The following is a 22,155-nucleotide window of genomic DNA, read 5'->3' on the forward strand; positions in this document are numbered from 1 at the left end:
GAATGTGGGTTGATGACGCCTCACAGCACGGCCTGGCTCAAGGGCAGGCGGAACCAGAAAAACGCTCCTGCCCCTTCACGCGAGCGGACGCCGACCTGCCCGTCCATGCGTTCGATCAATTCCTTGCAGATTGCCAGTCCCAGCCCGGTTCCGCCACGCTGACGTGCGTTGCTGTTGTCCAGTTGGATAAATTTGTTGAACAGCAACTGCTGTTGTTCCTCAGCTATACCGATGCCCTGATCGACAACCTGCACCTCGACCTCGTCACCCTCGATCAGCACCTGTACCTGAATCAGCCCTCCGGCATGGGAGAACTTGGCCGCGTTGGAGAGATAGTTGCTGAGCACCTGCTGCAGCCGCCGTTCGTCAACGAGCACCATGGGGTCGGTGGCAGCGGGTTCCAGCCGCCAGCTTACCTGATAGCGCTCTGCGTAGGGCTGATTGATCTCAAGGGCCTGTTCCACTATCGGGCGCAGCAATTGCGGTTTGAGCTGCAAGTCAAGCTGGCCAGCTTCGAGTTTTTCCATGTCCAGCAGGTCGTTGACCAGCTCGCTCAGGCGCTGACTGTTGTCCTGGGCAATACGCAGCAGGCGTTCACTGGCCGGTGGCAGGCTGCCGGTGGCACCGTTACGCAGCAGGCCGATCGCGCCGCTGATAGCGGTCAGCGGGGTACGCAGCTCATGGCTGACGGTGGCCAGGAATTCGCTTTTCAGATTACTGGCCCGGCGGATCTCGGTAATGTCGTGCATTACTACGATGGCCGCGCCGGTGCCGGCGTGTTCGGGGTAAAGCTGACCGCCGCTGCACAGTACCTGGCGCAGGGGCTGGCCGACGGCAGCAATACTGATTTCAATGTTGTCGACTGCCTCGCCGCGCCAGGCGCGCAATAGCGGAATGGCTTCGGTGGCCAACGGCGTCGTGCCGTCGGACTCATACAGGTCGTAGTAGCGGCCCCACTCGCTGGGGGCCACTTTCATCACGTCGGTACCGTGCCATTGCTGCGCGGTGTTGTTGAATAGCGTCAGCTCTCCGGCATCGTTGCAGGCCACGACACCTGCGGTGATCGAGTCGAGCAGACGCTGGTTAAGCGCCTCCTGGTGCTCCAGCGCCAGCGCGCGCTCTTCGCTATCGAGCAGGCTCAGGCGCAGGCGCAGCTGGAACTCGGCGATGCGCGCCAGACGGCGCAGGGTGTCCTGCTGACTCTCGGTCAGCTGGCGCGGCACGCGGTCGATAACGCACAGCGTGCCGACCAGTTCGCCCTCCGGGCTGGCAATCGGCATACCGGCGTAAAAGCGGATGTGGGGGTCGCTGGTGACCAGCGGGTTGTCGCTGAAGCGGTCATCTAGAGCGGCGTCGGGTACCTCGAACAACTCGTGCGCCTGAATAGCATGGGCGCAGAACGCCAGCTCGCGTGGCGTCTGGTTGACCGCCAGACCGACGCGGCTCTTGAACCACTGGCGCTGGTCGTCCACCATCGATACCAAGGCGATGGGCGTGTCGAGCCAGCGCGCCGCCAGTTCGGTCAGGTCGTCAAACGCTTGCTCGCTGGGTGTATCCAGAATCTGCAGGCGCGCCAAGGCGTCGAGCCGGCGTGCTTCCCGGTGTTCTGCGGTGTTCTGGTGATGGCTCACATGGACTCCTTTGCTTGCCCGTCAGTGTAGCTGCCTCAACTCGTCTGTGGCGAGGCCGGCCAACGGCAGGCGAATCCAGAAACGCGAGCCGACGCCGGCGGTCGACATAAAGCCGACCTCGCCACCCATGCGGCGCGCCAGCTCGCGGCTGATAGCCAGCCCCAGGCCAGAGCCTGCGCGCTTGCGCGTATTGGAGCTGTCGACCTGGAAAAACTTGTCGAAGATCCGCGGTTGCTCCTGCTCGGGGATACCGATACCCCGGTCTTCTACGCTGATTTCAACCCAGCGCTCGTCTGCAATGGCGCTCAGGGTGATGGAGTCGCCGGCATTGGAGAACTTGGCTGCGTTGGACAGGTAGTTGGCCAGCACCTGCCCAAGGCGCTGGGCGTCCACCTCGACCTCCACCGCATCTACCTGGCCCAGTTGCTGGCGCACGTCGTACTGCTCCGCGTAGCTCTGGTTCAGTTGCAGCGCCTGTTGCAGCAGCGGCTCAAGTGGCTGACGCACAAGCTCAATCTGCAGTTTGCCGGCGGTCAGCTTGTCCATATCCAGCAGGTCGTTGATCAGGCGATGCAGGGTTTCGCTGTTCTGCACGGCCACGCCCAGTAGGCTCTGCATGCTGTCGGGCAGCTGACCCAGCGCGCCACCGTGGATCAGTTTGAGCGAGCCGATGATGGCAGTCAGCGGTGTGCGCAGCTCGTGGCTGACGGTGGAGACAAACTGGCTCTTCATTTGCTCCACCCGGGCCTGCTCGGTGGCGTCCCAGATAAAGCCGTCAAAGCCCAGCAGCTGGCCGTCCTTGTCAAATTCGCCGCGCCCTTTCTCGCGCACCTGCACCTGGTGGCCGTTGGCGTGGATGAGCCTGTAACTGAGTTCGAAGTTCGGGTTGTCCGGGGTCAGCGCCAGGCACTGCAGAGTGAGAGGCAGGTCCTCGGGGACAATAATGCTGGCGTAGCTGCGCCGGGCGTTGTTGATAAAGTCAGTTGCCGGGTAGCCGCTGATACGCTCGATTTCCTGGCTCATGTAGGACATGGTCCAGTTCTCGTTGGCGTGACAACGATAGACCGCGCCAGGCAGATTGCTGACCATGCCGCGATAGCGCGACTCGCTGGCTTGCAACGCTCTGCTGGTGTAAACCAGCTCGGTGATATCGCTTGCCATGCCGAGAAAGCCGATCAACTGGTCGTTGTCGTCGGCAATTCGGGTGACCGTCAGGCGCACCTGGCGCTGGCGGCCGTCCTTGCGCACAAAGGTCCAGGCACGTATGTCGGACTTGCCCTGGCGGGGCTCGTGGAGGAGCAACTCCAGGCCTTCGATTGACTGCCCGATCTGGGCGCTGAGCTGACTGCTGCGCTCGGCGACCTCGCTTGGCAGGTGGAACTGCATTGGCGTGGCGCTGCCGACTACCTCCTCGCTGCTGTAGCCCAGCAGCCGCTGTGCACCACTGTTGAATAGGGTAATCAGGCCGTCCGGGTCGGTGGCGATAATGGCCACTTCGGTGGATGCGTTGATCACGGCGCTCAGATAGGTACGTGCTTCGCGTACCTCTTCGCTGGCGCGCACTTCGGCGCTGACGTCGCTGTGAATGCCGCTCATGGCCAGGGCGCGTCCTGCGGCGTCCCGTTCGGTCACCTGGCCCTGACTCTGTACCCAGATCCAGCGGCCATCGCGATGCCGTGCGCGGCACAGGTAGCTCAGGTGGTCACTGCCACCGCGCAGGTGGTCGTACAGCTGCGCGCGAATGGCCGGCACGTCTTTCGGGTGCATCAGGCTGGCCCAGGTGTCGATAGACAGCGGCGCCAACTCCTCGGGCTGATAGCCGAGCATCTGATACCAGCGCACGCTGGCTTCCAGGGTGTTGTTGTCCAGGCGCCACTCCCAGGTACCCACACGGGTTGCGTCGATGATGCGAGCCAGGCGCGCGCGCTCCTCGTTCAGCCGCTGTTCGATCTGCTTGCGCTCGCTGATGTCGGCGATAAACCCGTGCCAGACTAGATCGCCGTTTTCCAGTAACTCGGGGCTGGAGTAGCCGGCCACCCAGATCTCGCCCAGACGTGGGTGACGCACACGGTACTCGGAGCGCCAATCGCTGAGCTCGATACTGGAGCGCCGGATGTCCTCCTGGACCATGGGCAAGTCGTCAGGGTGGATCAGGTCAATCGCCGGCTGCGCGTCCAGTGCTGCCTGCTCGGGCGTCATGTCGTAGATATTGGCGATACCCTCGCTGGCGTACGGAAACCAGCCGTGACCGCTTTGATTCACCTGGTACTGGAAAACCATGCCCGGCAGGTGCTGGGTCAGCTTATGGAAGCGCTGCAGCAGCGCTTCGCGCTGATGCTGGGCGGCAGCTTGCTCCAGCAGGCTGGAACACCAGCGACCGCACAGGCGAACAAAGTCGGTATCGGCTTCATCAAAGCGCTGGCTTCGCGGGCTGGCGCTGGAAAAGTTGAGCGTGCCAAAGCGCTGGTCGCCAACGATCAGCGCCACGCCGATATAGCTTTCCAGGCCGAACTGGCGGTAACAGGGGTGACCGCTGAAGCGTGACTGCCCCATACGGTCGATGGCCAGTACATCGCCGGCCTGCCAGGTCAGGCTGCAGTAGGTCTGGCCAAAGTCGAACAGGCTGCCGACGGGCGGGGCGCCCTCCGTGCTGCTGGCGGCCTCGACGCGATAGCGGTCTTCTTCGATGTGGCTAACCAGACCCAGATCCAGGCGCAGGTAGTCGCAGCCCAGATCCAACAGCTGCACCAGCCGCTGCTGCAGGGTCAGGGCCGGGTCGGCAGCCAGCCGGTTGAGGTGGCGCAGGGCCTGGCGCTGACGCTCCAGGCTGTGCTGCATGGCCTGGTTGTCCTGCTGCTGACGCTGGGCGTGCAGCAACTGCCCGAGCGCATTCTGCAACGGCGCTAGGAAACTGCGCAGCTCCGGGTCCAGCGGTTGCTCGCCGCCGGATAGGGCCAGCACACCGCGCTGGCAACCGGCAAACATCAGCGGCAGAGCCAGCGCGCGCGGCGTGCCTCGGTCCGGGTTGGCTGATATTTGCTCTGGGTGAGCCTCGCGCAGCACCCTCAGCAACATAGGCTGGAGAGCGTCGGGCAGGGGCGCCGAGGTGCTGCTGCCCAGTTGCAGCAGCTGCAGTTTGCCGTCGTCGTCTGGCTGTGCCTGAAAAAAGTCGGCACGGGTGAAGTGTGTCAGCTCGAGAATCTGCTGCAGCAGTTGCTTCAGGGCGGCAGCAAAGTCGTTCTGCTGGATATAGTCAGACTGCGAGCGGCTGATGATTTCCAGCAGCTGGCGATCCCGCTCGCGGCGCTGGCTCTGGGCGCTGATGGCCTCGGCATGCAAGGCCATCTGGCGGCGAGCGGCCCGGCGACTGTAGATCAGTAGCAGGTTGAACAGGGTTATGGCGATTAGCCAGGCCAGCAACCAGCTCCCGGCTTGGCGCAGCAAGGCAGTGCGGTGGGCCGCGTAGGCGTCGCTGATGTCACGGCACAGCAGCAACGCTGCGTCGTCGAGGGCGGCGCTGGTGCCAACGCGGTACGCGGCCCGAGGGTGCAGGTCCGCCAGCCAGACGTGATGATCGTGCATGAATATTTGGGGGCCGCCGTTGCCATTCAGGGCCTGGGTGGCTCGGCGCAGGACTCCAAGGTTGACTGGCCCCGTGCTGTCGGCCAGCAACCAGCGCCCCGTTTGGACGTTAGGCAGCGCACTGGCGAGTTCGTCTTCGGGCCTAACCAGCAGTGCCAGACTTTGTTGGCCATTGTCTCGGTGTTGGGCGAAGACCGGAAAGCCTACCTGCAAGGTGGCGATTACCCGGCTGTCTGGTGCCTGGCTAGCAAACACCGGAACCACCGCGCTCTCGCTGGCACCCTCCGGATAGAGCGCCAGGCCGTCTACGGCGGTGCCTTCCTGCTGGCTACGGAGCAGTAATGAACGTTTGGCGTCCTGTAGGTCGGCCCATCGCTCCGGGCGCTGCATGCGCAGCAGCGCCACGCCATCGGGCGCCAGGTGAATCTGCAGTTCCTTGGCACCGGCTTGCTGCAGTAGTTGCCAGAAGCCGCTCAGGTCGTTTTCCAACTGGCTGCGCAGGCGCTTAACCTCCGGGTCTTGCAGCCCGTGCAGTCGTACCAGGTAGGCGATGCGGCGCAGTAAACGAAGGGTGTCCGGGTCTTCGCTCAGACTGAAGGCGGCGATGCGCGCCTGCAGGCGCAGGGATTGCTGCTCCTGCTGCAGGTCACGCAGTGCCGCTTCGGCCCGGCCGTACTGCTGTGCCTGCCAGGTGCGGTCATGTTCCCGCCAGGCACTGATACCCAAATAGAGAAAACACAGCGTCAACAGCAACATGCCCAAGGGCAATGCTAGGCGTCCGTTACGTGTGTGATCTGGTGTGGTCATGGGTGCTGTCATCTGGACTCGCTGGCAGAAGCTGCACCCTTGACCATAGCGGTTTGGCCGGCCTTGAGCCAGCCGCAGGCGAGGCTTTTCAGAGGCTGTTGTTAACGTGACCGCCGTCCACATTGATGATGGTACCGGTCATGAACGAGCCGGCTTCGCTGGCGAGCAGCAGCAGCGGGCCGTCCAGCTCTTCCAGCTGGCCGAGGCGGGCCATCGGCACCTTGCTGCGCACGTAGTTCTGGCCGTGCTCGGTGTCGAAGTAGTCGGAGTTCATTTCGGTGCGGAAGTAGCCGGGCGCAATGGCGTTGACGCGAATCTTGTTCTTCGCCAGCTCCATCGCCATCGCCTTGGTCAGTTGCACCACACCGGCCTTGGCGACCGCGTAGTGGGCCAGTGCCTTGCCAACGCGCAGGCCGAGGATTGAGGCGATATTGATCACGCTGCCGCCCTGGCCGCTGCTGGCCATGGCTTTACAGCCGCGGTGGGCGACGCGCCAGGCACCGTCGAGGTTGGTGTCGAGCATGCTGCGCCAGTTGCCTTCGTCCATGTCCAGGAAGGGCACCGGGTCACCGATACCGGCGTTGTTGACCAGAATGTCGCACACGCCAAAGGCCTGCTCGGCGGCACTGAAGCCGGCTTCGATGCTGTCGGTGTCGGTCACATCCATGGTAACCGCCAGCGCCTCATAGCCTTGCTGCTTGAGCTCGTCGACCAGTGCAGACAGCCGTTCGGCGCGGCGGGCAGCGACCACTACACGGGCGCCGGCGGCAGCCATGACGCGGGCAAAATGGGCACCAAGGCCGCTGGAGGCACCGGTAATCAGGGCAGTCTTGCCGGTCAGGTCGAAGCGCGAGGTGGTCATGGATGAAGTCTCCTGTTGTCGTTGTCTGGGCGAATACGCGCCCGAGTATCGGCCAACTGGCGACTGGGTTCCACTACCGGACGGCTGGGTGATGATGGTCAATCAGTGCTGGCGGGTCGCTCCAGCGGCAGGGTGATCTTTACCAGCAAGCCGCCCAGCGCGCTGTCGGCAAGCACCAGCGTGCCCTGATGGCGTTCGCAGATGCGCTGGACGATGGACAGGCCGAGCCCTGCGCCCTGGCTGTTGCCCTGGGTATGAAAGCGCTCCAGCAGGCGCTCGCGGTCCGACGCCGGTACCCCGCTGCCGCTGTCTTCGACTTTTAGCACCAGTTGATCGGCCTGGCGCTGCAGACTGACCAGAATGCGGCCGCCGTGTGGTGCGTGCTGGATGGCGTTGCCGACCAGATTTTGCAGCAGCATGCCGAGGCTGCCGGGCTCCATGTTGATGCTGTCCGGCAGGCTGCTGTCGTCCAGCAGCTCAAGCTCCTGATCCCGGCGCAAGGCCAATGGCAGCAGTTCGGCGACTTCGTCGCGGCAGCTTTGCAGCAGCGCGACCGGGCTGCGCTGGCGCTGCTGGTCATCGGCCAGCCGGGCCAGGGTGAGCATTTGTGAGACCAGTCGGGTGGCGCGCTCAACACCCTGACGCAGGTGCTTGAGGGCCTGCTCACGCTCGGCCGGCTCGGCTGCCTGCATGGCGTTTTCGGCATGGATTTTCAGCACCGCCAGCGGGGTACGCAGTTCGTGGGCCGCATCGGCAATAAAGCGCTGCTCGCGGGCCAGCAACTGGTGCAGCTGTTCCAGCATGCGGTTGAGCGCGGCCTGCACCGGCTCCAGCTCGCTGGGCAGATCACTGAGCACGATGGGCTGCAGGCTGTTCGGCTCACGCAGGCGAATCAGCCGCGCCAGTTCATCGAGTGGCTTGAGTCCGGAGCCGATGGCAAACCACACCAGCAGCACCATCAGCGGAATACCCAGCAGGTCTGGCACCAGCGTGCCGCGCACGATCTTGTCGACCAGCTCGCCGCGCACATCGCTGCGCTCGCCTACCCAGACCGCCAGCCCACTCTCGTCGGAGTCGAGCACGTAGCCGCGCCATTGGCGGTTGTCCTGCTGCAGATCGGCAAAGCCCGGCTGCCAGTCGGCGTCGGTCAGCTGTGGCACGTTGAACGAGCGGGCGATCACGGTGCCGCTGGCGTTGCGGACCTGAAAGGCCAGCTTGCTCTCGTAGCGGTGGCCGAGCTTGGGGTGTTCGCCGGTGGTTTCCAGCAGTGCCTGGGCCAGCTGTTCGGTCGACATCTGCCCTTGCGATGCGCCGAGCAGGCCGATCAGCACCCGCGCGCTCTGCCCCAGCTGAGCGTCAAACAGCTCTTCGACCTCGTGGGTGGAGTCGTGGTGGCTGGCCCAGCCCATGATCAGGGTGCCGATGACCAGCAGGCCGAGCACGCGGAGCAGAATGCGTTTGCGGATCGACTTCATGCGTCGCGCTCAATCATGTAACCGACGCCGCGCAGCGTGCGAATCAGGCCGCTGAATAATTTGCGCCGCAAGTGGTGGATGTGGACTTCCAGGGTGTTGCTGTCGACCTCCTCGTTCCAGCCATACAGCGACTGCTCCAGCCGGTCGCGGGTCAGTACCCGGTCCGGTTGGGCCATCAGTTCGTGCAGCAGCACAAACTCCTTGCGTGAGAGGTTCACGGGTTTGCCTTCGAAGGTGACCTGTTGGCTCTGCGGGTCGAGGGTGACGCCGCGCAGCTGGATCAGCGGCTCGGCGCGCCCGGCGCTGCGTCTTAGCAGCGCGCGGATGCGTGCTTTCAGTTCGGCGCTGTCGAAGGGCTTGATCAGATAGTCGTCGGCACCGGCATCGAGGCCGGCGATGCGATCCTGCACGCCATCACGGGCAGTCAGCACCAGCACCGGCACGGCCTGATGACGGTCGCGCAGTTCGCGCAGCACCTGCAGGCCGTCCATGCGCGGCAAGCCCAGATCCAGCACTGCCAGATCGAAGGGCTCGCTGCTCAGGGCGTGCAGCGCGCTGGCGCCGTCCTGCAGCCAGTCGAGGGTATACCCCTCATCCTTGAGCGAGGTGAGGATGCCCTCGGCGAGGGAGGTGTCGTCTTCTACCAGCAGCAGTCGCATGCGTTACCTGTTGGCGATCTTGTCCAGTCGGGCGCGGATTTCGGCCTGGCGACCTTCGTCGGCCAGCGGACGGTCCGGGCGGGGTGCTGCACCCTGTGCCTTGAGCAGCGCGGTGCGGGCTTCAGCATAGCGTTTCTGGTCGATCAGGTAATCGGCCCAGAAGAAATTGCTGTCGATGCCATCGGGGTTGAGCACCAGCGCTTTTTGCAGCAGGGCCTCGGCCTGTTCGTCGTCGCCAAAGCCAATCGGCCAGCCCGGTACCTGGTAGTAAAGCGCGCCAAGGCTGGTGTAGGCCGAGCCCTGCAGCGCTTGCGGGTCAACCTGCAGGGCGTGTTCAAACAGGCTCTTGGCCTCCTTCACCTTGCCCAGTGCGCCCAGCCCGCCTTCGGCGCCGGCCCAACTGCTGAGAATGATGCCGTTCCAGATCAGCAGCGACGCATCATTCGGCTCCTGGGCCAGCGCCTGTCCGGCCTGCGCAGAGAGTGCCTCGAAGGCGGCAGATTTCTGGTTATCCGGCAATTGATACTGAATTTCCGCCCAGCGCTGCTGCAGCGGGGCAATGTCGGCGGCCAGGGTGCTCAGGCTGAAGCAGGCCAGCAGGCCGGCGAGAAGGTAACGAATCCAGATGCTCATGCTCAGTGCTCCTTGGGGTGGGCAGCGGGTGATGCGTAATGGCGAATAGTGGGCAGCTGGCGGCGCAGGGCCTTGTCGACCAAGCGTGGCAGCAGGCCGTTGAGGCGCACGAACAGCCGCTCGGGAAAGCCCAGATGGACTTCACGCAGGTCGGCGTCCAGCGCTTGAACCAGCCGCTCGGCGACCAGTTCCGGGCTGTCCATGCTGACCTGCAGTTCGGCGTTCATGGCCTCGACGGCGGCGTTGTTCATTTCGGTGCGAGTGGCACGCGGGGCGATGTAGAGCACGCCGACGTTGGTGTCCGCTAGCTCTCGGCGCAGTGCTTCGGAGAAGCCGCGCAGGGCGAATTTGGTCGCACAGTAGACGCTGAAGCCGGGGTAGCCGATCGAGCCGAAGGTTGAGCCGATGTTGACCACACAACTATGCGGCTGACTGCGCAGCAGGGGCAGCATGGCGTGGGTCAGCTGCAGGGTGGCGCTCAGGTTGGTTGTGATCAGGTCGTCGATACCCTGCGCCTGCATGTTTTCGAACAGGCCGAAGTGGTTGATGCCGGCGGCGTTGATCAGCAGGTTGATGCCTCCCATCTGCTGGGCGTGGCGCAGCACATTGGCGCGATCAGCCGGATGGCGCAGGTCGGCCTGCAGGCAACTGACCAGGTCGGGGTTGCGCTCGACCAATGCCTGCAGCGCTTGGTCCTGCCGCCCGACCACCAGCACCTGCGCGCCCCGTGCGCACAGCGCCGCGACGATGGCGCGGCCCATACCACCGGTCGCGCCGGTCAGCAGCACTCGACTAGCCGACAGCTGCATGGCGTACCTCCTCTTCGACTGCGCCCGGCAGGCTGCGGAACATCTCGGCGTAAAGCCGGTAGATCACCCGCGCGGTATGCAGCACCGCGGTGCGGTCGGCGTCGTTGTCGATGCGGTTAACCAGTTGCTCGAAGAATTTCATGTGTTCCAGATCCAGCGAGCCGTGCGAACTCAGGTAGCTGAACGCTTGCGGCGGCAGGCCTAGGCCTTCTTTCAGGCTGCCGGCGGCCTGGGTCGCCAGCGCGATGCTGGTCCCTTCGAGTACGAACACCATGCCCAGCATGGACATGGGATTCAGCCGGTTGATGCGGTCGTACATGGTGCTGACCATCAGCTCGGTGGCCAGGGCGGGAATGCTGTCGCGGGCGGCGTCGGCGTCGCCACCGCAGGCGCGGATGTCGTTGAGAATCCACTCCTGATGGCCAAGCTCCTCCTCGATGTACTCGGCCATGGCTTCGCGTACCCACTCATGGTCGCTGTCCAGTCGCGAGCCGCAGGCCATCAGCAGCGGCACCGTGTGGCGTACGTGGTGGAAGGCCTGGGTCAGGAAGGCAATGTAGCTGTGGCGCTGCACTTCACCACGCAGGGCCGCTTGAATCAGCGGCGAGCTGAACAGGTACTCGCGCTCGTTCACGGTTTCGTTTTGCAGTTGCTCGAAGAAAGTCATAGGGCAATGTCCTCGGTCAGCAGGCCCAGCAGGGCCGTTTGATAGTGTTCGATGATCTGCTCGCGGCGCAGGCGACCGTTGCTGGTCAGCTGGCCGTTAGCGGCACTGAAGGGTTCACTGGCGGTCAGCCAGGGTCCGATGCGGGCGTAGTCGGGCAGGCGGCTGTTGGCTTGAGCAATCGCCTGCTCGATATCGGTTACCCGGAAGGCGCTGCTGCGCGGCACGATCAGTGCGACGTTGACTGGCAGCGCCTCGCCATAGACCAGCACCTGGGCAATCGCCGGGTGGACGGCGATCTCCGCCTCGACCCATTCCGGATTGACGTTGCGGCCAAAGGCGGTAATGAACTGATTTTTCTTGCGGCCGAGAATGCTCAGATAACCATCCTCCAGCTTGCCGATATCGCCGGTCGGCCACTCGTCCACGGTCAGCGGCGGCTCGCCGAGATAACCCAGCGCGCGGGCGCCGCGCACCATGATTTCGCCGTCTTCTGCCAAGCGAATCTGCACGTGCGGCAGCGGCTGGCCGACGGTGCCCGGGCGGTTTTGGCCCGGGCGGTTCAGACTCACCACCGAGGCGCACTCGGACAGGCCGTAGCCCTCGAAGACCGGCAAGCCGTGTTTGGCGGCGTGCTCCAGCAGCGAGGGTGCGACCCGGCCGCCGCCAACCGCGATAAAGCGCAGGCTGCGTGGCAGCGGCGCGCCCGCATCGGCTGCCTGCAACAGCCCTTGCAGCAACTGCGGGACCAGAATCAGGCTATGCGGCTGGCTTTGCAGCAACACGCTGAGCAGGCGTGGCGCGTTGATTTGCGCGCCCTGCAGACCAGTGTCGGTCGGCACGTAAATGCTGGCACCGTTGAGTAGCGCGGTGATCGCGCCAAGGTTGTCCAGCAGCACGGCCAGCGGCAGCAGAATCAGGTGTTGCTGCGGGTCGACCGACGAGCAGGCCTCACGCAGGCTGTCGGCCACCTGCAGCATGGCTTCGGCCGACAGGCAGACGCCCTTGGGCGTGCCGGTGGTGCCGGAGGTAAAGGTGATCTTGGCCGTCCCTTGCGGTATGCCGACGTTGATCGGTGCGCGCTGCCAGCCGAGCGAGGTGGCGGCAAAGCCCAGCGCCTGCAGTTCGGCGCTGTCTTCCGCCATACCGAGTACGGTATCCACGCCGGCGCTGGTCAGCAGATGGGCGCGTTGTTGGGGGGTGAAAAACGGTGCAATCGGCACGCAGGTCAGACCTGCTTGCAGAATTGCCAGATCCCACAGCAGCCACTCGCGGCCGTTGGGCAGTGCCAGTGCAACGCAGCGGCAGCCGACGGCGCGCAGATGCTCGGCACGGCGATGGATCTCGGCGGGCAGGTCGGCGTAGCTGATGCTGCCTTCTTCGTCGCTCAAGGCGAGTTTGTTGGGGCGCTCAGCCGCGAAGCGGTCGAGGCTGTGCCAGAGTACTTCAGGCGCAATCATTGGCGATCTCCGAGCCAGTTTGCAGGTAATCGGGTTGGTAGCGCATGCGCTCGAACAGACCGCGGCGCTGCAGCTGGTTGAAGCCTTCGGGGATGTAACCGGCCATCACGCGGGGTTGCGTGGCGTAGTAGCTGCCCCACTCCAAGCGAGCTTCGCCAAGGCGCAGCGGGTCGGCCGGGCCCAGATCGATCGGGCTCAGGGTCAGGCGCTGGAAGCTGTTGAGCAGCATCGGCGTACCGGTGAACACCACCCAGGTGTAACCTCTGGTGGCCAGGTAGTGGGTCAGCGCGATGATCAGCAGGCGACCCGCGCCGGGCGCCAGCGCGGCCAGATTACCGACTTCGACAACCCGCTCACGGTGCACCGGCAGATCGGTGTGCTGGCGAATGGCGTCGCACACCGGCTGATCCAGGTAGTGCTCAAGAAACAGCGGGCCACTGGCACCGCCGCGCATGCCGACACCGGCCTTCAGCTCGCCTTGCTGGCAGAGGCCAAGCAACTCCGGCATGAATTGGCTGACGTTGGCGCCGTAGGTATCGGCAAAACAGTCGTGAACAAAACTCTCCAGCCGTGACCGCAGCGTGCAGTCGGGGTGCTGGGGCGCGTGCAGCAGGGCGGCGTCATCGCCAAGGCGGGCGAGCTGCCGAGCCTGTGAAGCGGGGGTTTGTGACATGGCCTTCCTCCTCATGTTGGGGAGGAGAATGGCGGGCGAATCTTAAGATCGGCTTAAGCGAATCTCTGTTGATCGACCTTTGCTGAATTTTCGTCATTCCTGCGCAGGCGGGAATCCACTCAGACGCCCGGCACATTGATGGATCCCCGCCTGCGCGGGGATGACGTGGTTTTGGATTTCAAGTTTAGGCAGGCTGCTCCGGTGATGTTTTGATTTCCAATCTTATGGTCGAGTGTGCACCGGGTGTCGTCCCGTTTACGCGGGCGAGTAGCGCAGGGCTGACGGGAAAAAGAGTCATAGGATGTCTGAGGAGCGTAGCGACGAGTTTTATGACTCCCCGTTAGCCCGAGCAACGCAGCGAACCCGAAGGGCCGCGTAGCCGGGTGCCCCGGGGGATCGCTAAGGGGGGCTGGGCAAGCAGCCCCCCTTGGCTCGCCGTGAAAGGCGAAATACGTGGGTGAAGCGCCTACTAATAATAAGCCAGAGCCAAAAGACCTTTGCTCGCCAGCGCCCCAGGGCGTATATCCTGTCCCCTGCTCCCCCAAGCCATCACCGCGAGACCCGTCATGGAAGAGTCTGTCCTGCTGATCAACACGCCCACCACGCTGGCGCTGACGGTGATTGCGCTGTGGCTGGGGTACTGGATCAATCAGCGGGTCAGCCTGCTCAGCCGCTACAACATCCCGGCGGCGGTCAGCGGTGGATTGCCGGTCAGTGCGCTGGTGGCGGTGATTCAGTTGATCTTTGATCGCGAGATTCAGTTTGATCTGGAGCTGCGCAACCTGTTGCTGATCGCCTTCTTCAGCACCATCGGGCTGTCGTCGCGGTTGCGACAGCTGCTGGCCGGCGGGCGGGCGTTGGCGATCATGCTGGGGTTGGCGGTGGTGTTTTTGTTGTGCCAGAACATCGTCGGCACGCTGCTGGCGTTGGGGCTCGGTAAAAGCCCGTTGTATGGGCTGATCGGCGGCAGCATCTCGCTGGCTGGCGGCCATGGCACGGCACTCACCTGGGGTCAGTTGTTCGAGGAGCATTTCGGACTGGCCGATGCCAGTACGCTGGGCCTGGCGATGGCGACAGCGGGGCTGATCAGCGGAGGGCTGCTCGGCGGGCCCGTGTCGGCGTGGCTGATTCGTCGGCATCAGCTGAGCAGCAGCGAGGCCGAAAGCGAATTGCCGCAGCTCGAAAGCCACGGCAAGACCACCTACATGATCAATCTGGATCACCTGCTCACGGCGGTGCTGCTGATTGCGCGGTGCTTTGCACTGGGTGCCAGCGTTTACGACTGGCTGTCCGGGCTAGGGCTGCGGTTGCCAGCGTTTCTGACCTCGATGTTTCTTGGCATTGTGCTGGCCAACGGGCTGGACGTGGCTGGGGTGGAGGTAGACGAGCGACCGATTCAACTGGTGGGCGATCTGAGCCTGCAGCTGTTTCTGGGTATGAGTCTGATCAGCCTGCCGCTGCTCTCACTACAGGGAGCCTTTGGCGTGATTGGCATCATGCTGTTGATTCAAGCGGTGCTGATTACCCTGTTTACTGTGCTTCTGGTTTTTCCTCTGCTGGGGCGCAATTACGATGCGGCCTGTATCAGCGCCGGGTTTATCGGTATGGGCTTGGGCGCCACGCCGGTCGGCATTGCCAACATGGATGCATTGACTGGCCGTTATGGCCCCAGCCCCAAGGCCTATCTGGTGATTCCGCTGTTGGGCGCCTTCTTTATCGATATCGCCAACGCCACGTTGGTGCAGACACTGCTTGAGTTCAAGTTGTTCAGCCCTTGAGCACCTGACCGTTGCTGTCCAGCACCGTCAGTGTGATCGGCAGCGCAGCGGCAACGCTCTGCGACACGGTGCAGAACTGCTCGAACTGCTCAAGGATGCGCTCCAGCCGTTCGAAAGCACTGGCCGGGTGGCCCAGATGCAGGGTGACTTCAACGCGGACCACGCGCATGCGGTTCTGCTCATTGCGGCCGATCAGGCCGACCGCCTCGGTGCGGATGCCGTCGTTTGGCTGGCGGAATTTGCCGAGGGCGAAGATCAGGCTGTCGCTGAGACAGTTGGCCAGCGCGGTGACCAGCAGCTGCGCGGGGCTGGGGCCTTGGTTGGTGCCGAGCGGCGCGGGTTCATCGGTAATCAGTGATGGCGTGCCGTTGCTGAAGCGGGCCTCAAAGCGATAGCCCTGCTGCTGCTCAAGGGTGACTTCTACGCGATCTTCACTCATCTCTGGCTCCCTTTGTGTTGGCTTGCTTGCAAACAATCTATTTTTTTATATATTGTTGGTCAATAGAGTGTTGCAAGAGATCGTACTGCTGTATGAACAACCAAACTGATATCCAGCGCCTGCGCAGTTCTGCCGATCAGGCCCATCAACTGCTGAAGGCACTGGCCAATCGTGACCGTCTGCTGCTGCTTTGCCAACTGGTGGACGGTGAACGCAATGTCGGTGAGCTGGAAGAGCTTCTGGGCATTGTTCAGCCGACGCTGTCCCAGCAGCTGGCGGTGCTGCGCCGCGAAGGGCTGGTCGACACCCGCCGCGAGGGCAAGCAGGTCTACTACAGTGTGGCAAGCCGTGAGGCGTTGGCCATTCTTCACACCCTTTATGGCCTGTTCTGTGCCGAGGACACGCCGAATGAGCATTGATTGGGCTGCCTTTACGCCGTGGTCCGCCTTGCTGGGCGGCGCGTTGATCGGCGCGGCGGCGGCCATGCTGATGCTGTTCAACGGCCGTATCGCTGGTATCAGCGGGCTGGTTGGGCGCTTGCTGACACCGCAGAAAGGCAACGGCGAGGCTGTGCTGTTCGTGCTTGGGTTGCTGCTGGCGCCCTGGCTGTATCTGGCGGTTGCCGGTGACATCAACGTGCAGGTTGATGCCGGGCCGCTGGCGCTGATTGTTGCCGGTCTGCTGGTGGGCTTCGGCTCGCGGCTTGGCTCGGGCTGCACCAGTGGCCACGGCGTTTGCGGGCTGTCACGCCTGTCGCCGCGCTCGCTGGTTGCTACTTTGAGCTTCATGGGCGCGGGCTTTGTCACCGTGTTCGTACTGCGTCATTTGCTGGGAGCCTGAATCATGCGTGGCATATTTGCGTTGCTCAGCGGTCTGCTGTTCGGCTTCGGGCTGCTGATTTCCGGCATGGCCAATCCGGCCAAGGTGCTGGGGTTTCTCGATCTGGCCGGCGCCTGGGACCCGTCGCTGGCGCTGGTGATGGCGGGCGCGATCGCCTTTGCCTTCCTGCCCATGCAATGGATTCAGCGCCGTGGCACCACCCTGCGCGGTGAGCAGGCGCAGCTGCCGACCAGCCGCCAGATTGATCGCCGTCTGGTTATCGGCAGTCTGCTGTTCGGTGCCGGCTGGGGCGTGGCGGGCTTTTGTCCGGGCCCGGCGCTGGTGGCAGCGTCGGCGCTGATTCCGCAGGCGCTGCTGATGGTCGCCGCCATGCTGCTTGGTATGTGGCTGTTCGCCCAGTATGACCGCCGGGTGAAGGCGTGAGTGAAGCGCAGCGCCTGCAGCCGCCGGGCAGCAATGCGCTGTTCGGCTGGATGCGTCACTACCGCCGCGCCTGGTTGGCGGGTGATCTGACCGCCGGGCTGGTGGTCGGGATCATGATCATTCCGCAGAGCATGGCTTACGCGATGCTGGCTGGCTTGCCGGTGCAGATTGGCCTCTACGCCAGCCTGCTGCCGCTGCTGGGTTATGCCCTGTTTGGCAGCAGCATGACCATGTCGGTGGGGCCGGTGGCGGTAACGGGGTTGATGACGGCCACGCTGCTCTCGCCGCTGGCGGCGGTGGGTTCGGCGGATTATCTACAGTTGGCGATCTGGCTGGCATTGCTGTCGGGCGTCATGCTGTTTGCCTTTGGTCTGCTGCGCCTGGGCTTTCTGGCCAACTTCCTCAGCCACCCGGTAATCAATGGGTTTATCAGCGGTGCGGCTATTTTGATTGTGCTCAGCCAGTTGCCCAAGCTGTTCGGCCTGGCCGGCTGGCCAGACAATCCGGGCTCGCTAGTTGCCCAGTGGCAGCGCAGCAACACGCTGGTGCTGGTGATGGGGGGGCTGGCGCTGGGCTGGTTGCTCTACGCCCGGCACGGTCTGTCTGCGCATTTGCAACGTCTTGGCCTGGCTACCGGGCTGGCCGCGCTGCTGGCCAAGCTGGCCCCATTGCTGGTGGTGGTATTGGGCGTGCTGGTTACCTGGCGTGCCGATCTGGCGGCCCAGGGGGTACCGGTGGTGGGCGCTATTCCGGCGGGCCTGCCGGCGCTGGTGTGGCAAACGCCGGATGTCTCCAGCCTGCGCTCGCTCTTGCTGCCGGCGGTGTTGATCAGCCTGGTGAGTTTTGTTGAAAGCGTGTCCATTGCCCAGTCGCTGGCCCGTCGCAAGCGCCAGAGTATCGACCCGGACCGTGAGCTGCTGGGCCTTGGCGCGGCCAACCTGGGTTCGGCCTTGAGTGGTGGTTTTGCCGTGTGCGGCGGCTTTTCGCGCTCCAGCGTGAATATCGAAGCTGGCGCTAATACACCGTTGGCCGGGGTGTTTTCAGCGGCGGTGATTGGGCTGATTCTGGTCAGTCTGGCACCGCTGCTGGCCTGGCTGCCGCAGGTGGTGCTGGCGGCGGTGATTCTGGTCGCGGTGGTGCCTTTGATTGATCTGGCCAGCCTGCGCCGGGCCTGGCGTTATGACCGTGCCGAGGGGCTGACCCTGCTGGGCACCGCGCTGGGGGTGCTGCTGCTGGGCATCGAGGCGGGCATCGTGCTGGGCGTGTGCTGCTCCATCGTGGCTCAGTTGTGGCGCGGCAGCCGGCCCCATGTGGCGGTGGTTGGCCGGGTGCCGGACACCCATTACTTTCGCAATACCAAGCGCCACCTGGTCGAGATCGAGCCGCACCTGCTGGCCCTGCGGATCGATGAGAACATCTTCTTTGCCAACACCAAGGCGGTTGAGCAGGCGATCTATCAGGCGCTGGCCGACTATCCCGACACCAGAGAAGTGTTACTGATTCTGTCAGCAGTCAACCACATCGACAGCACCGGACTGGACATGCTCAGCGAGCTGACCGAGGGCCTTAAGGAGCGCGATATTGGGCTGCATCTCGCAGAGGTCAAGGGCCCGGTGATGGATCAGTTGCAACACACTGACTGGATTGGTCGGCAGATTGGTCGGGTCTTCCCCAGCACCGATATCGCCTTCAACACCCTGAGCAAGGTAGCAAACCGCGCGCAAGCGCATCCTGGAGAGTAACCATGAAAGCAAATGTAGGTACCATTGATCGGGTTCTTCGCATTCTTGTGGGCGTATTGCTGATTGCCCTGACGCTGACCGGCATCATCGGTCTGTGGGGCTGGATAGGCTTGGTGCCGCTGGCAACCGGTGTGGTGCGCTTTTGTCCGTTGTATCCGTTGCTGGGTATCAGCACCTGCAAGCGGTGAATTACCTAGAAAAAAGCCGATAAGGAGATTGTATGAAATCCGTGATTGCTACTCTGGTTGGCGGTGCGTTGCTCGCCAGCAGCCTTTCTGTCGCCGCTGTGGAGCCTGCAAAGCAGATCGAACTGCGCCAGGCTGGCTTCAGCTACATGGCCTGGAACATGGGCAAGCTCAAGGCCCAGGTCATCGACGGCAGCGTCGAGTATAACCAGCAGCAGGTGGAGGCCGCGGCCAACACCATCGCTGCCATTGCCAACTCGGGTATCGGTGCGCTGTTTGGCCCGGGTACCGAGCAAAACATTGGCGATGTGCACACCAAGGTTGATCCGGCACTGTTCGAGAACATGCAGGACGTAGCCCAGCTGGCCGGCAATATGGGCACCGCTGCCAACACCCTGGCGGAAAAGGCAGCAGCCGGCGACCAGTCGGAAATTCGCGTGGCTTTTGGCGAAGTCGGCAAGACCTGCAAGGCCTGTCACGACAAGTATCGGCTGGACTGATACCGCCCGCGTGATCAACAAGACCCCGCCGCTGGCGGGGTCTTGTTTTATGGGGCTTAGCTGATGACACCCGCCTGAGTGCTGCTAAACCAGCGCACTTCACTGCATCTCGGTGGGCGAGACTTCCGCTTACCAGGCTGGTACGGCGGGTGCCGGTGGCGGTGCGGGAATCCAGGCGCCGGTGGCAAACCAGAGGGCGGCGCCAGCAATCACCAGCGCAATCACCAATGCGATCCAGCCGCCACCTTTCACCGGGTCGGCCTGGTTGGCCGGCACTTCGGCCTTGCCGTGGACCATCGGGCCGACCAGATTCTTGCCGCGCACGCGGTACACGATGATGGCCAGAATATGCAGCGCCAGCAGGGCGTAGATCAGCTCCTCGGTGGAACGGTGCCAGCCACTGAGCAGGCTGCCGGTGTCGCTGGAGACCAGACGGCTGAGCGGGCCGTAGAAGGCCACATCGTCGTTGCTGAACAGGCCGGTGACGGCCTGAAAGGCCATCAAGCCAAGTAATGCGAATACCGAAAAGGCGCCAATCGGGTTGTGTCCCTGATGCTGCCACTGGCCGCTGACATAGGCTTTCAGGCGCGCAGGGGTCGGGAAGAAGCTGGCAAAGCGCGAGTGCGTTGAGCCGCACAGGCCCCACACCAGACGGAAGGCCAGCAGGCCGATGACGGCAAGGCCGCAGCGCTCATGCCAGACCATCCAGTTACCGCCAAGACTGATGGTGACCAGCGCACCAGTAACGCTCAGCGCCAGCAGCCAGTGAAACAGACGCAGGGGAAGGTCCCAGACCAGGGTTTTCATCAGAGAGTATCTCGATCAGACAACGGAGGCCTGCAAGGCTAACCCCTCGCTTTGACTGCCCGCAAGCGTCTGGGCTGCGGGCTTGTGAGCTGATGTTGCACTGGCTGGACGCGGCGACGGATATATTTTTGCAATCATACTGACCTTATTGCCCATCACTGATTATGATCGGCGCGAAGGAACTGAAATAACAAAATCAATAATGCTCTGAAGAAGGATTCTTCAATGACTCGCAGTAGCCCGTCTCCATTCAGTCCTCCCCGCAAGGCGCGGACTTCAAGGTCACCAATAGCCACGGCACGGTGATTCGCCAGGGCACCACCCCGGCGACCGTCAGCCTGGAATCGGGCGACGGCTACTTCAAGAAGGCCCGCTACAACGCTCGCCACCATGGCGCTGAGCGAGTGCCCTGCAGCTCTGCTCAGCGCTGTTTCACACGGCTCCGACCGATCAGGTTAGGCCTGCATGTTGCGCCCGAGCTTGTCGCGCAGCAGCTCCGGGTTGTTGCCCGCTGCCTTGTCCAGCTCGGCCAGATCCTCCGGGATGTACCAGTGCAACTGGTCCGAGTGGTAGCTGCCCCACACCGCCTTGGCGACCTCAATGGCTTCGATCAGCCGGAACGGCCCTTTTTCCGGTGCAGCGGCCATCAGCTCTTCGCTCGGCATGCCGGTTTTGATCAGCCCCGGCAGCGCATCGGCGCAGCGGATGTCATAGCGGCGAAACTCGTTGGACAGCGCCTCGGTCAGGCCTTTCACCGCGTGCTTGCTGGCTGAATACACCGCGATCAGCGGCATGCCCATGGTGGCCGACGAGGATGAGGTGTTGAAGCACAGGGCGTTTGGCGTTGCCTTGAGCAGCGGCAGGGCGCTGTGGGTGCCGTTCAGCACGCCGATCACGTTCACGTTGATGATTTTCAACTGGTCTTCGAAGGGCATCTCGTCGAAGAAACCGCGCATCACAATGCCGGCGTTGTTGAACAGAATGTCCATGCGTCCGTCTGTGGCTGTGCCGAACGTTGCCACCGCCGCGTCAAACTGGGCCTTGTCGCTGACATCCAGGGTCTGGATAACGCAGTTGTCCGCACCCAGCTCGGCCTGCAGTGCCTGCAAGCCGTCCAGATTCAGGTCAAAGGCGCCGACAAACCAGCCCTTTTCGTGGAAGAAACGCGCTGTTTCGCGGCCCATGCCCGATGCCGCGCCTGTGATGAAAATGGATTGCCGCCCCGCTGCCAGTGCCATACCCCGTCCTTTTTTGGAATTATCGATGCAGCGACACTAGCACCACTGGGCGGGGGTGGGAGCCAACCGGTAGCAACATTGATTGGCCTGTAATCAGTTAACTGATGGCTGCTGGAGCGATGATGGTAAATTGCTAGTGTATGCATGTGTGCACGGATCGCTTGTTGTCTAGACTCAAACGAAAACAGGTAGTCTCAGCCGAGATGTCGAAGCCGATGCCGCACCCCCTTCTCCGCGCCTATGCCGTTCTTGCCTCGATGCTGGCTATCTGTGCTGGCCTCAGTGCGCCTCCGGCGGCTGCCGGCCGATGGTGCTGCCAATGCGCCTGCTGGATCCGACGGAACTGGCCCTGGAGGCGCGTGTTGCCACGCGCACCCAGCAGCTTGAGCAGGCCAACCTGGAGCTGAAGCGCCAGAGCCATACCGATGCGCTGACCGGGCTCAGCAACCGCAGGGGCTTTGATGAGCGCTTTGCCGCAGCGCTTGAGCGGGCGCGCGCCGATGCAGCGCCGCTGGCGTTTCTGATGCTTGATATCGACCATTTCAAGCGCATCAATGACCGCTTTGGTCACAGCTACGGCGATGAGTGTCTGGCGCAGGTCGGTCCTACCCTGAACACCTTCAGCCGGCGCGACAACGAGTTTGCGGCGCGCCTGGGGGGGAGGAGTTTGCCGCCGTGTTTATCGGCATGCTGCCGGCTCAGGCCCTGGCCATAGCCGAGCAGATACGTGAAACCGTTGCCGGGCTGGAAGTAAGTACGGCAGATGAGCGCTTGCGGTTCACCATCAGCATTGGTGTTGCGGTCTGGGTACCCGACGCGCTTGACGACAAGCTGAGCTTTTCCAAAGCCGCTGACGAGGCCCTGTACAAGGCCAAGGCCATGGGGCGCAACCGGGTGTGCTCGGCGCCGATCGAGCCGGTCACTGTCTGACCGGGGCTGCTGTTGCCC

Annotated in this window: 20 protein-coding genes and 1 pseudogene; 8 read left to right on the forward strand and 13 right to left on the reverse strand. The window is 63.3% G+C overall.

What is annotated here, in order from left to right; all coding sequences use genetic code 11:
• Positions 1–20 precede the first annotated feature (20 nt).
• From BM116_RS03420 to BM116_RS03465, 10 genes are all read right to left on the reverse strand, one after another.
• Positions 21–1,631, reverse strand: a complete 1,611-nt coding sequence (locus tag BM116_RS03420) for a GAF domain-containing sensor histidine kinase (RefSeq protein ID WP_083728555.1) — start codon at positions 1,629–1,631, stop codon at positions 21–23.
• Between the two features lie 21 nt (positions 1,632–1,652).
• Positions 1,653–6,020, reverse strand: coding sequence for a PAS domain-containing protein (locus tag BM116_RS03425; RefSeq protein ID WP_169847311.1), 4,368 nt, complete (start codon positions 6,018–6,020; stop codon positions 1,653–1,655).
• Positions 6,021–6,108: 88 nt separating this feature from the next.
• On the reverse strand, positions 6,109–6,882 hold the full coding sequence (locus tag BM116_RS03430; RefSeq protein ID WP_083728557.1) for an SDR family NAD(P)-dependent oxidoreductase: 774 nt from the start codon (positions 6,880–6,882) through the stop codon (positions 6,109–6,111).
• 98 nt (positions 6,883–6,980) lie between these two features.
• Positions 6,981–8,357 (reverse strand): ATP-binding protein, encoded by a 1,377-nt coding sequence (locus BM116_RS03435; RefSeq protein WP_083728558.1) that lies wholly within the window; start codon positions 8,355–8,357, stop codon positions 6,981–6,983.
• On the reverse strand, positions 8,354–9,016 hold the full coding sequence (locus BM116_RS03440; RefSeq protein ID WP_083728559.1) for a response regulator: 663 nt from the start codon (positions 9,014–9,016) through the stop codon (positions 8,354–8,356). The genes BM116_RS03435 and BM116_RS03440 overlap by 4 nt, the downstream gene beginning before the upstream one ends.
• A gap of 3 nt (positions 9,017–9,019) precedes the next feature.
• Positions 9,020–9,649 (reverse strand): tetratricopeptide repeat protein, encoded by a 630-nt coding sequence (locus BM116_RS03445; RefSeq protein ID WP_083728560.1) that lies wholly within the window; start codon positions 9,647–9,649, stop codon positions 9,020–9,022.
• 2 nt (positions 9,650–9,651) lie between these two features.
• Entirely contained in the window at positions 9,652–10,458 is an 807-nt protein-coding gene (locus BM116_RS03450) for an SDR family oxidoreductase (RefSeq protein ID WP_083728561.1), read from the reverse strand.
• Entirely contained in the window at positions 10,442–11,125 is a 684-nt protein-coding gene (locus tag BM116_RS03455) for an iron-containing redox enzyme family protein (protein ID WP_083728562.1), read from the reverse strand. Before BM116_RS03455 ends, BM116_RS03450 begins: the two co-directional genes overlap by 17 nt.
• Positions 11,122–12,582, reverse strand: a complete 1,461-nt coding sequence (locus BM116_RS03460; RefSeq protein ID WP_083728563.1) for an AMP-binding protein — start codon at positions 12,580–12,582, stop codon at positions 11,122–11,124. Before BM116_RS03460 ends, BM116_RS03455 begins: the two co-directional genes overlap by 4 nt.
• Entirely contained in the window at positions 12,569–13,255 is a 687-nt protein-coding gene (locus tag BM116_RS03465) for a thermostable hemolysin (RefSeq protein WP_083728564.1), read from the reverse strand. Before BM116_RS03465 ends, BM116_RS03460 begins: the two co-directional genes overlap by 14 nt.
• 566 nt (positions 13,256–13,821) lie before the next feature.
• On the opposite strand from BM116_RS03465, the gene gltS reads away from it, so the two are divergent.
• Positions 13,822–15,033 carry a sodium/glutamate symporter gene (gltS, locus tag BM116_RS03470; RefSeq protein ID WP_090474988.1) on the forward strand — a complete coding sequence of 404 codons (1,212 nt, stop codon included), beginning with the start codon at positions 13,822–13,824 and terminating at the stop codon, positions 15,031–15,033.
• On the opposite strand, the gene BM116_RS03475 is transcribed toward gltS, so the two are convergent.
• Positions 15,023–15,472 carry an OsmC family protein gene (locus BM116_RS03475; RefSeq protein ID WP_083728061.1) on the reverse strand — a complete coding sequence of 150 codons (450 nt, stop codon included), beginning with the start codon at positions 15,470–15,472 and terminating at the stop codon, positions 15,023–15,025. The two genes, gltS and BM116_RS03475, sit on opposite strands and share 11 nt — an antisense overlap.
• A 92-nt stretch (positions 15,473–15,564) precedes the next feature.
• Between BM116_RS03475 and BM116_RS03480 the strand changes: the two genes are divergently transcribed.
• From BM116_RS03480 to BM116_RS03505, 6 genes are read left to right on the forward strand one after another with little or no spacing between them, the layout of a single operon-like run.
• On the forward strand, positions 15,565–15,891 hold the full coding sequence (locus BM116_RS03480; RefSeq protein ID WP_083728060.1) for an ArsR/SmtB family transcription factor: 327 nt from the start codon (positions 15,565–15,567) through the stop codon (positions 15,889–15,891).
• The gene (locus BM116_RS03485; RefSeq protein WP_083728059.1) at positions 15,881–16,312 is read left to right on the forward strand and encodes a YeeE/YedE family protein; all 432 of its coding nucleotides are present in this window, start codon (positions 15,881–15,883) and stop codon (positions 16,310–16,312) included. Before BM116_RS03480 ends, BM116_RS03485 begins: the two co-directional genes overlap by 11 nt.
• 3 nt (positions 16,313–16,315) lie before the next feature.
• Positions 16,316–16,735, forward strand: a complete 420-nt coding sequence (locus tag BM116_RS03490; protein ID WP_083728058.1) for a DUF6691 family protein — start codon at positions 16,316–16,318, stop codon at positions 16,733–16,735.
• Positions 16,732–18,477: a SulP family inorganic anion transporter gene (locus BM116_RS03495; RefSeq protein WP_211276291.1), complete on the forward strand. Its 1,746-nt coding sequence runs from the start codon at positions 16,732–16,734 to the stop codon at positions 18,475–18,477. The genes BM116_RS03490 and BM116_RS03495 overlap by 4 nt, the downstream gene beginning before the upstream one ends.
• Positions 18,478–18,479: 2 nt before the next feature.
• Positions 18,480–18,665 (forward strand): YgaP family membrane protein, encoded by a 186-nt coding sequence (locus tag BM116_RS03500; RefSeq protein ID WP_083728057.1) that lies wholly within the window; start codon positions 18,480–18,482, stop codon positions 18,663–18,665.
• A gap of 32 nt (positions 18,666–18,697) precedes the next feature.
• On the forward strand, positions 18,698–19,162 hold the full coding sequence (locus BM116_RS03505) for a c-type cytochrome (protein WP_175494025.1): 465 nt from the start codon (positions 18,698–18,700) through the stop codon (positions 19,160–19,162).
• Positions 19,163–19,291: 129 nt separating this feature from the next.
• On the opposite strand, the gene BM116_RS03510 is transcribed toward BM116_RS03505, so the two are convergent.
• Positions 19,292–19,969, reverse strand: coding sequence for a cytochrome b/b6 domain-containing protein (locus tag BM116_RS03510; protein WP_083728056.1), 678 nt, complete (start codon positions 19,967–19,969; stop codon positions 19,292–19,294).
• A 455-nt stretch (positions 19,970–20,424) separates the two neighbouring features.
• The gene (locus BM116_RS03520) at positions 20,425–21,207 is read right to left on the reverse strand and encodes an SDR family oxidoreductase (protein WP_083728054.1); all 783 of its coding nucleotides are present in this window, start codon (positions 21,205–21,207) and stop codon (positions 20,425–20,427) included.
• A 319-nt stretch (positions 21,208–21,526) separates the two neighbouring features.
• Between BM116_RS03520 and BM116_RS19090 the strand changes: the two are divergent.
• Positions 21,527–22,137: pseudogene (locus tag BM116_RS19090) on the forward strand (GGDEF domain-containing protein).
• The last annotated feature ends 18 nt before the right edge of the window (positions 22,138–22,155 follow it).

Origin of the sequence: Halopseudomonas pachastrellae (assembly GCF_900114765.1) — a bacterium.
In the GTDB taxonomy this organism is placed as follows: domain Bacteria; phylum Pseudomonadota; class Gammaproteobacteria; order Pseudomonadales; family Pseudomonadaceae; genus Halopseudomonas; species Halopseudomonas pachastrellae.

Excerpts from the sequence above, each read along its gene's own strand:
- BM116_RS03425 (WP_169847311.1), bottom strand. The coding sequence starts at position 6,020 with ATGACCACACCAGATCACACACGTAACGGACGCCTAGCATTGCCCTTG.
- BM116_RS03430 (WP_083728557.1), bottom strand. The coding sequence starts at position 6,882 with ATGACCACCTCGCGCTTCGACCTGACCGGCAAGACTGCCCTGATTACC.
- BM116_RS03435 (WP_083728558.1), bottom strand. The coding sequence starts at position 8,357 with ATGAAGTCGATCCGCAAACGCATTCTGCTCCGCGTGCTCGGCCTGCTG.
- BM116_RS03440 (WP_083728559.1), bottom strand. The coding sequence starts at position 9,016 with ATGCGACTGCTGCTGGTAGAAGACGACACCTCCCTCGCCGAGGGCATC.
- BM116_RS03445 (WP_083728560.1), bottom strand. The coding sequence starts at position 9,649 with ATGAGCATCTGGATTCGTTACCTTCTCGCCGGCCTGCTGGCCTGCTTC.
- BM116_RS03450 (WP_083728561.1), bottom strand. The coding sequence starts at position 10,458 with ATGCAGCTGTCGGCTAGTCGAGTGCTGCTGACCGGCGCGACCGGTGGT.
- BM116_RS03455 (WP_083728562.1), bottom strand. The coding sequence starts at position 11,125 with ATGACTTTCTTCGAGCAACTGCAAAACGAAACCGTGAACGAGCGCGAG.
- BM116_RS03460 (WP_083728563.1), bottom strand. The coding sequence starts at position 12,582 with ATGATTGCGCCTGAAGTACTCTGGCACAGCCTCGACCGCTTCGCGGCT.
- BM116_RS03465 (WP_083728564.1), bottom strand. The coding sequence starts at position 13,255 with ATGTCACAAACCCCCGCTTCACAGGCTCGGCAGCTCGCCCGCCTTGGC.
- gltS (WP_090474988.1), top strand. The coding sequence starts at position 13,822 with ATGGAAGAGTCTGTCCTGCTGATCAACACGCCCACCACGCTGGCGCTG.
- BM116_RS03475 (WP_083728061.1), bottom strand. The coding sequence starts at position 15,472 with ATGAGTGAAGATCGCGTAGAAGTCACCCTTGAGCAGCAGCAGGGCTAT.
- BM116_RS03480 (WP_083728060.1), top strand. The coding sequence starts at position 15,565 with ATGAACAACCAAACTGATATCCAGCGCCTGCGCAGTTCTGCCGATCAG.
- BM116_RS03485 (WP_083728059.1), top strand. The coding sequence starts at position 15,881 with ATGAGCATTGATTGGGCTGCCTTTACGCCGTGGTCCGCCTTGCTGGGC.
- BM116_RS03490 (WP_083728058.1), top strand. The coding sequence starts at position 16,316 with ATGCGTGGCATATTTGCGTTGCTCAGCGGTCTGCTGTTCGGCTTCGGG.
- BM116_RS03500 (WP_083728057.1), top strand. The coding sequence starts at position 18,480 with ATGAAAGCAAATGTAGGTACCATTGATCGGGTTCTTCGCATTCTTGTG.
- BM116_RS03505 (WP_175494025.1), top strand. The coding sequence starts at position 18,698 with ATGAAATCCGTGATTGCTACTCTGGTTGGCGGTGCGTTGCTCGCCAGC.
- BM116_RS03510 (WP_083728056.1), bottom strand. The coding sequence starts at position 19,969 with ATGAAAACCCTGGTCTGGGACCTTCCCCTGCGTCTGTTTCACTGGCTG.
- BM116_RS03520 (WP_083728054.1), bottom strand. The coding sequence starts at position 21,207 with ATGGCACTGGCAGCGGGGCGGCAATCCATTTTCATCACAGGCGCGGCA.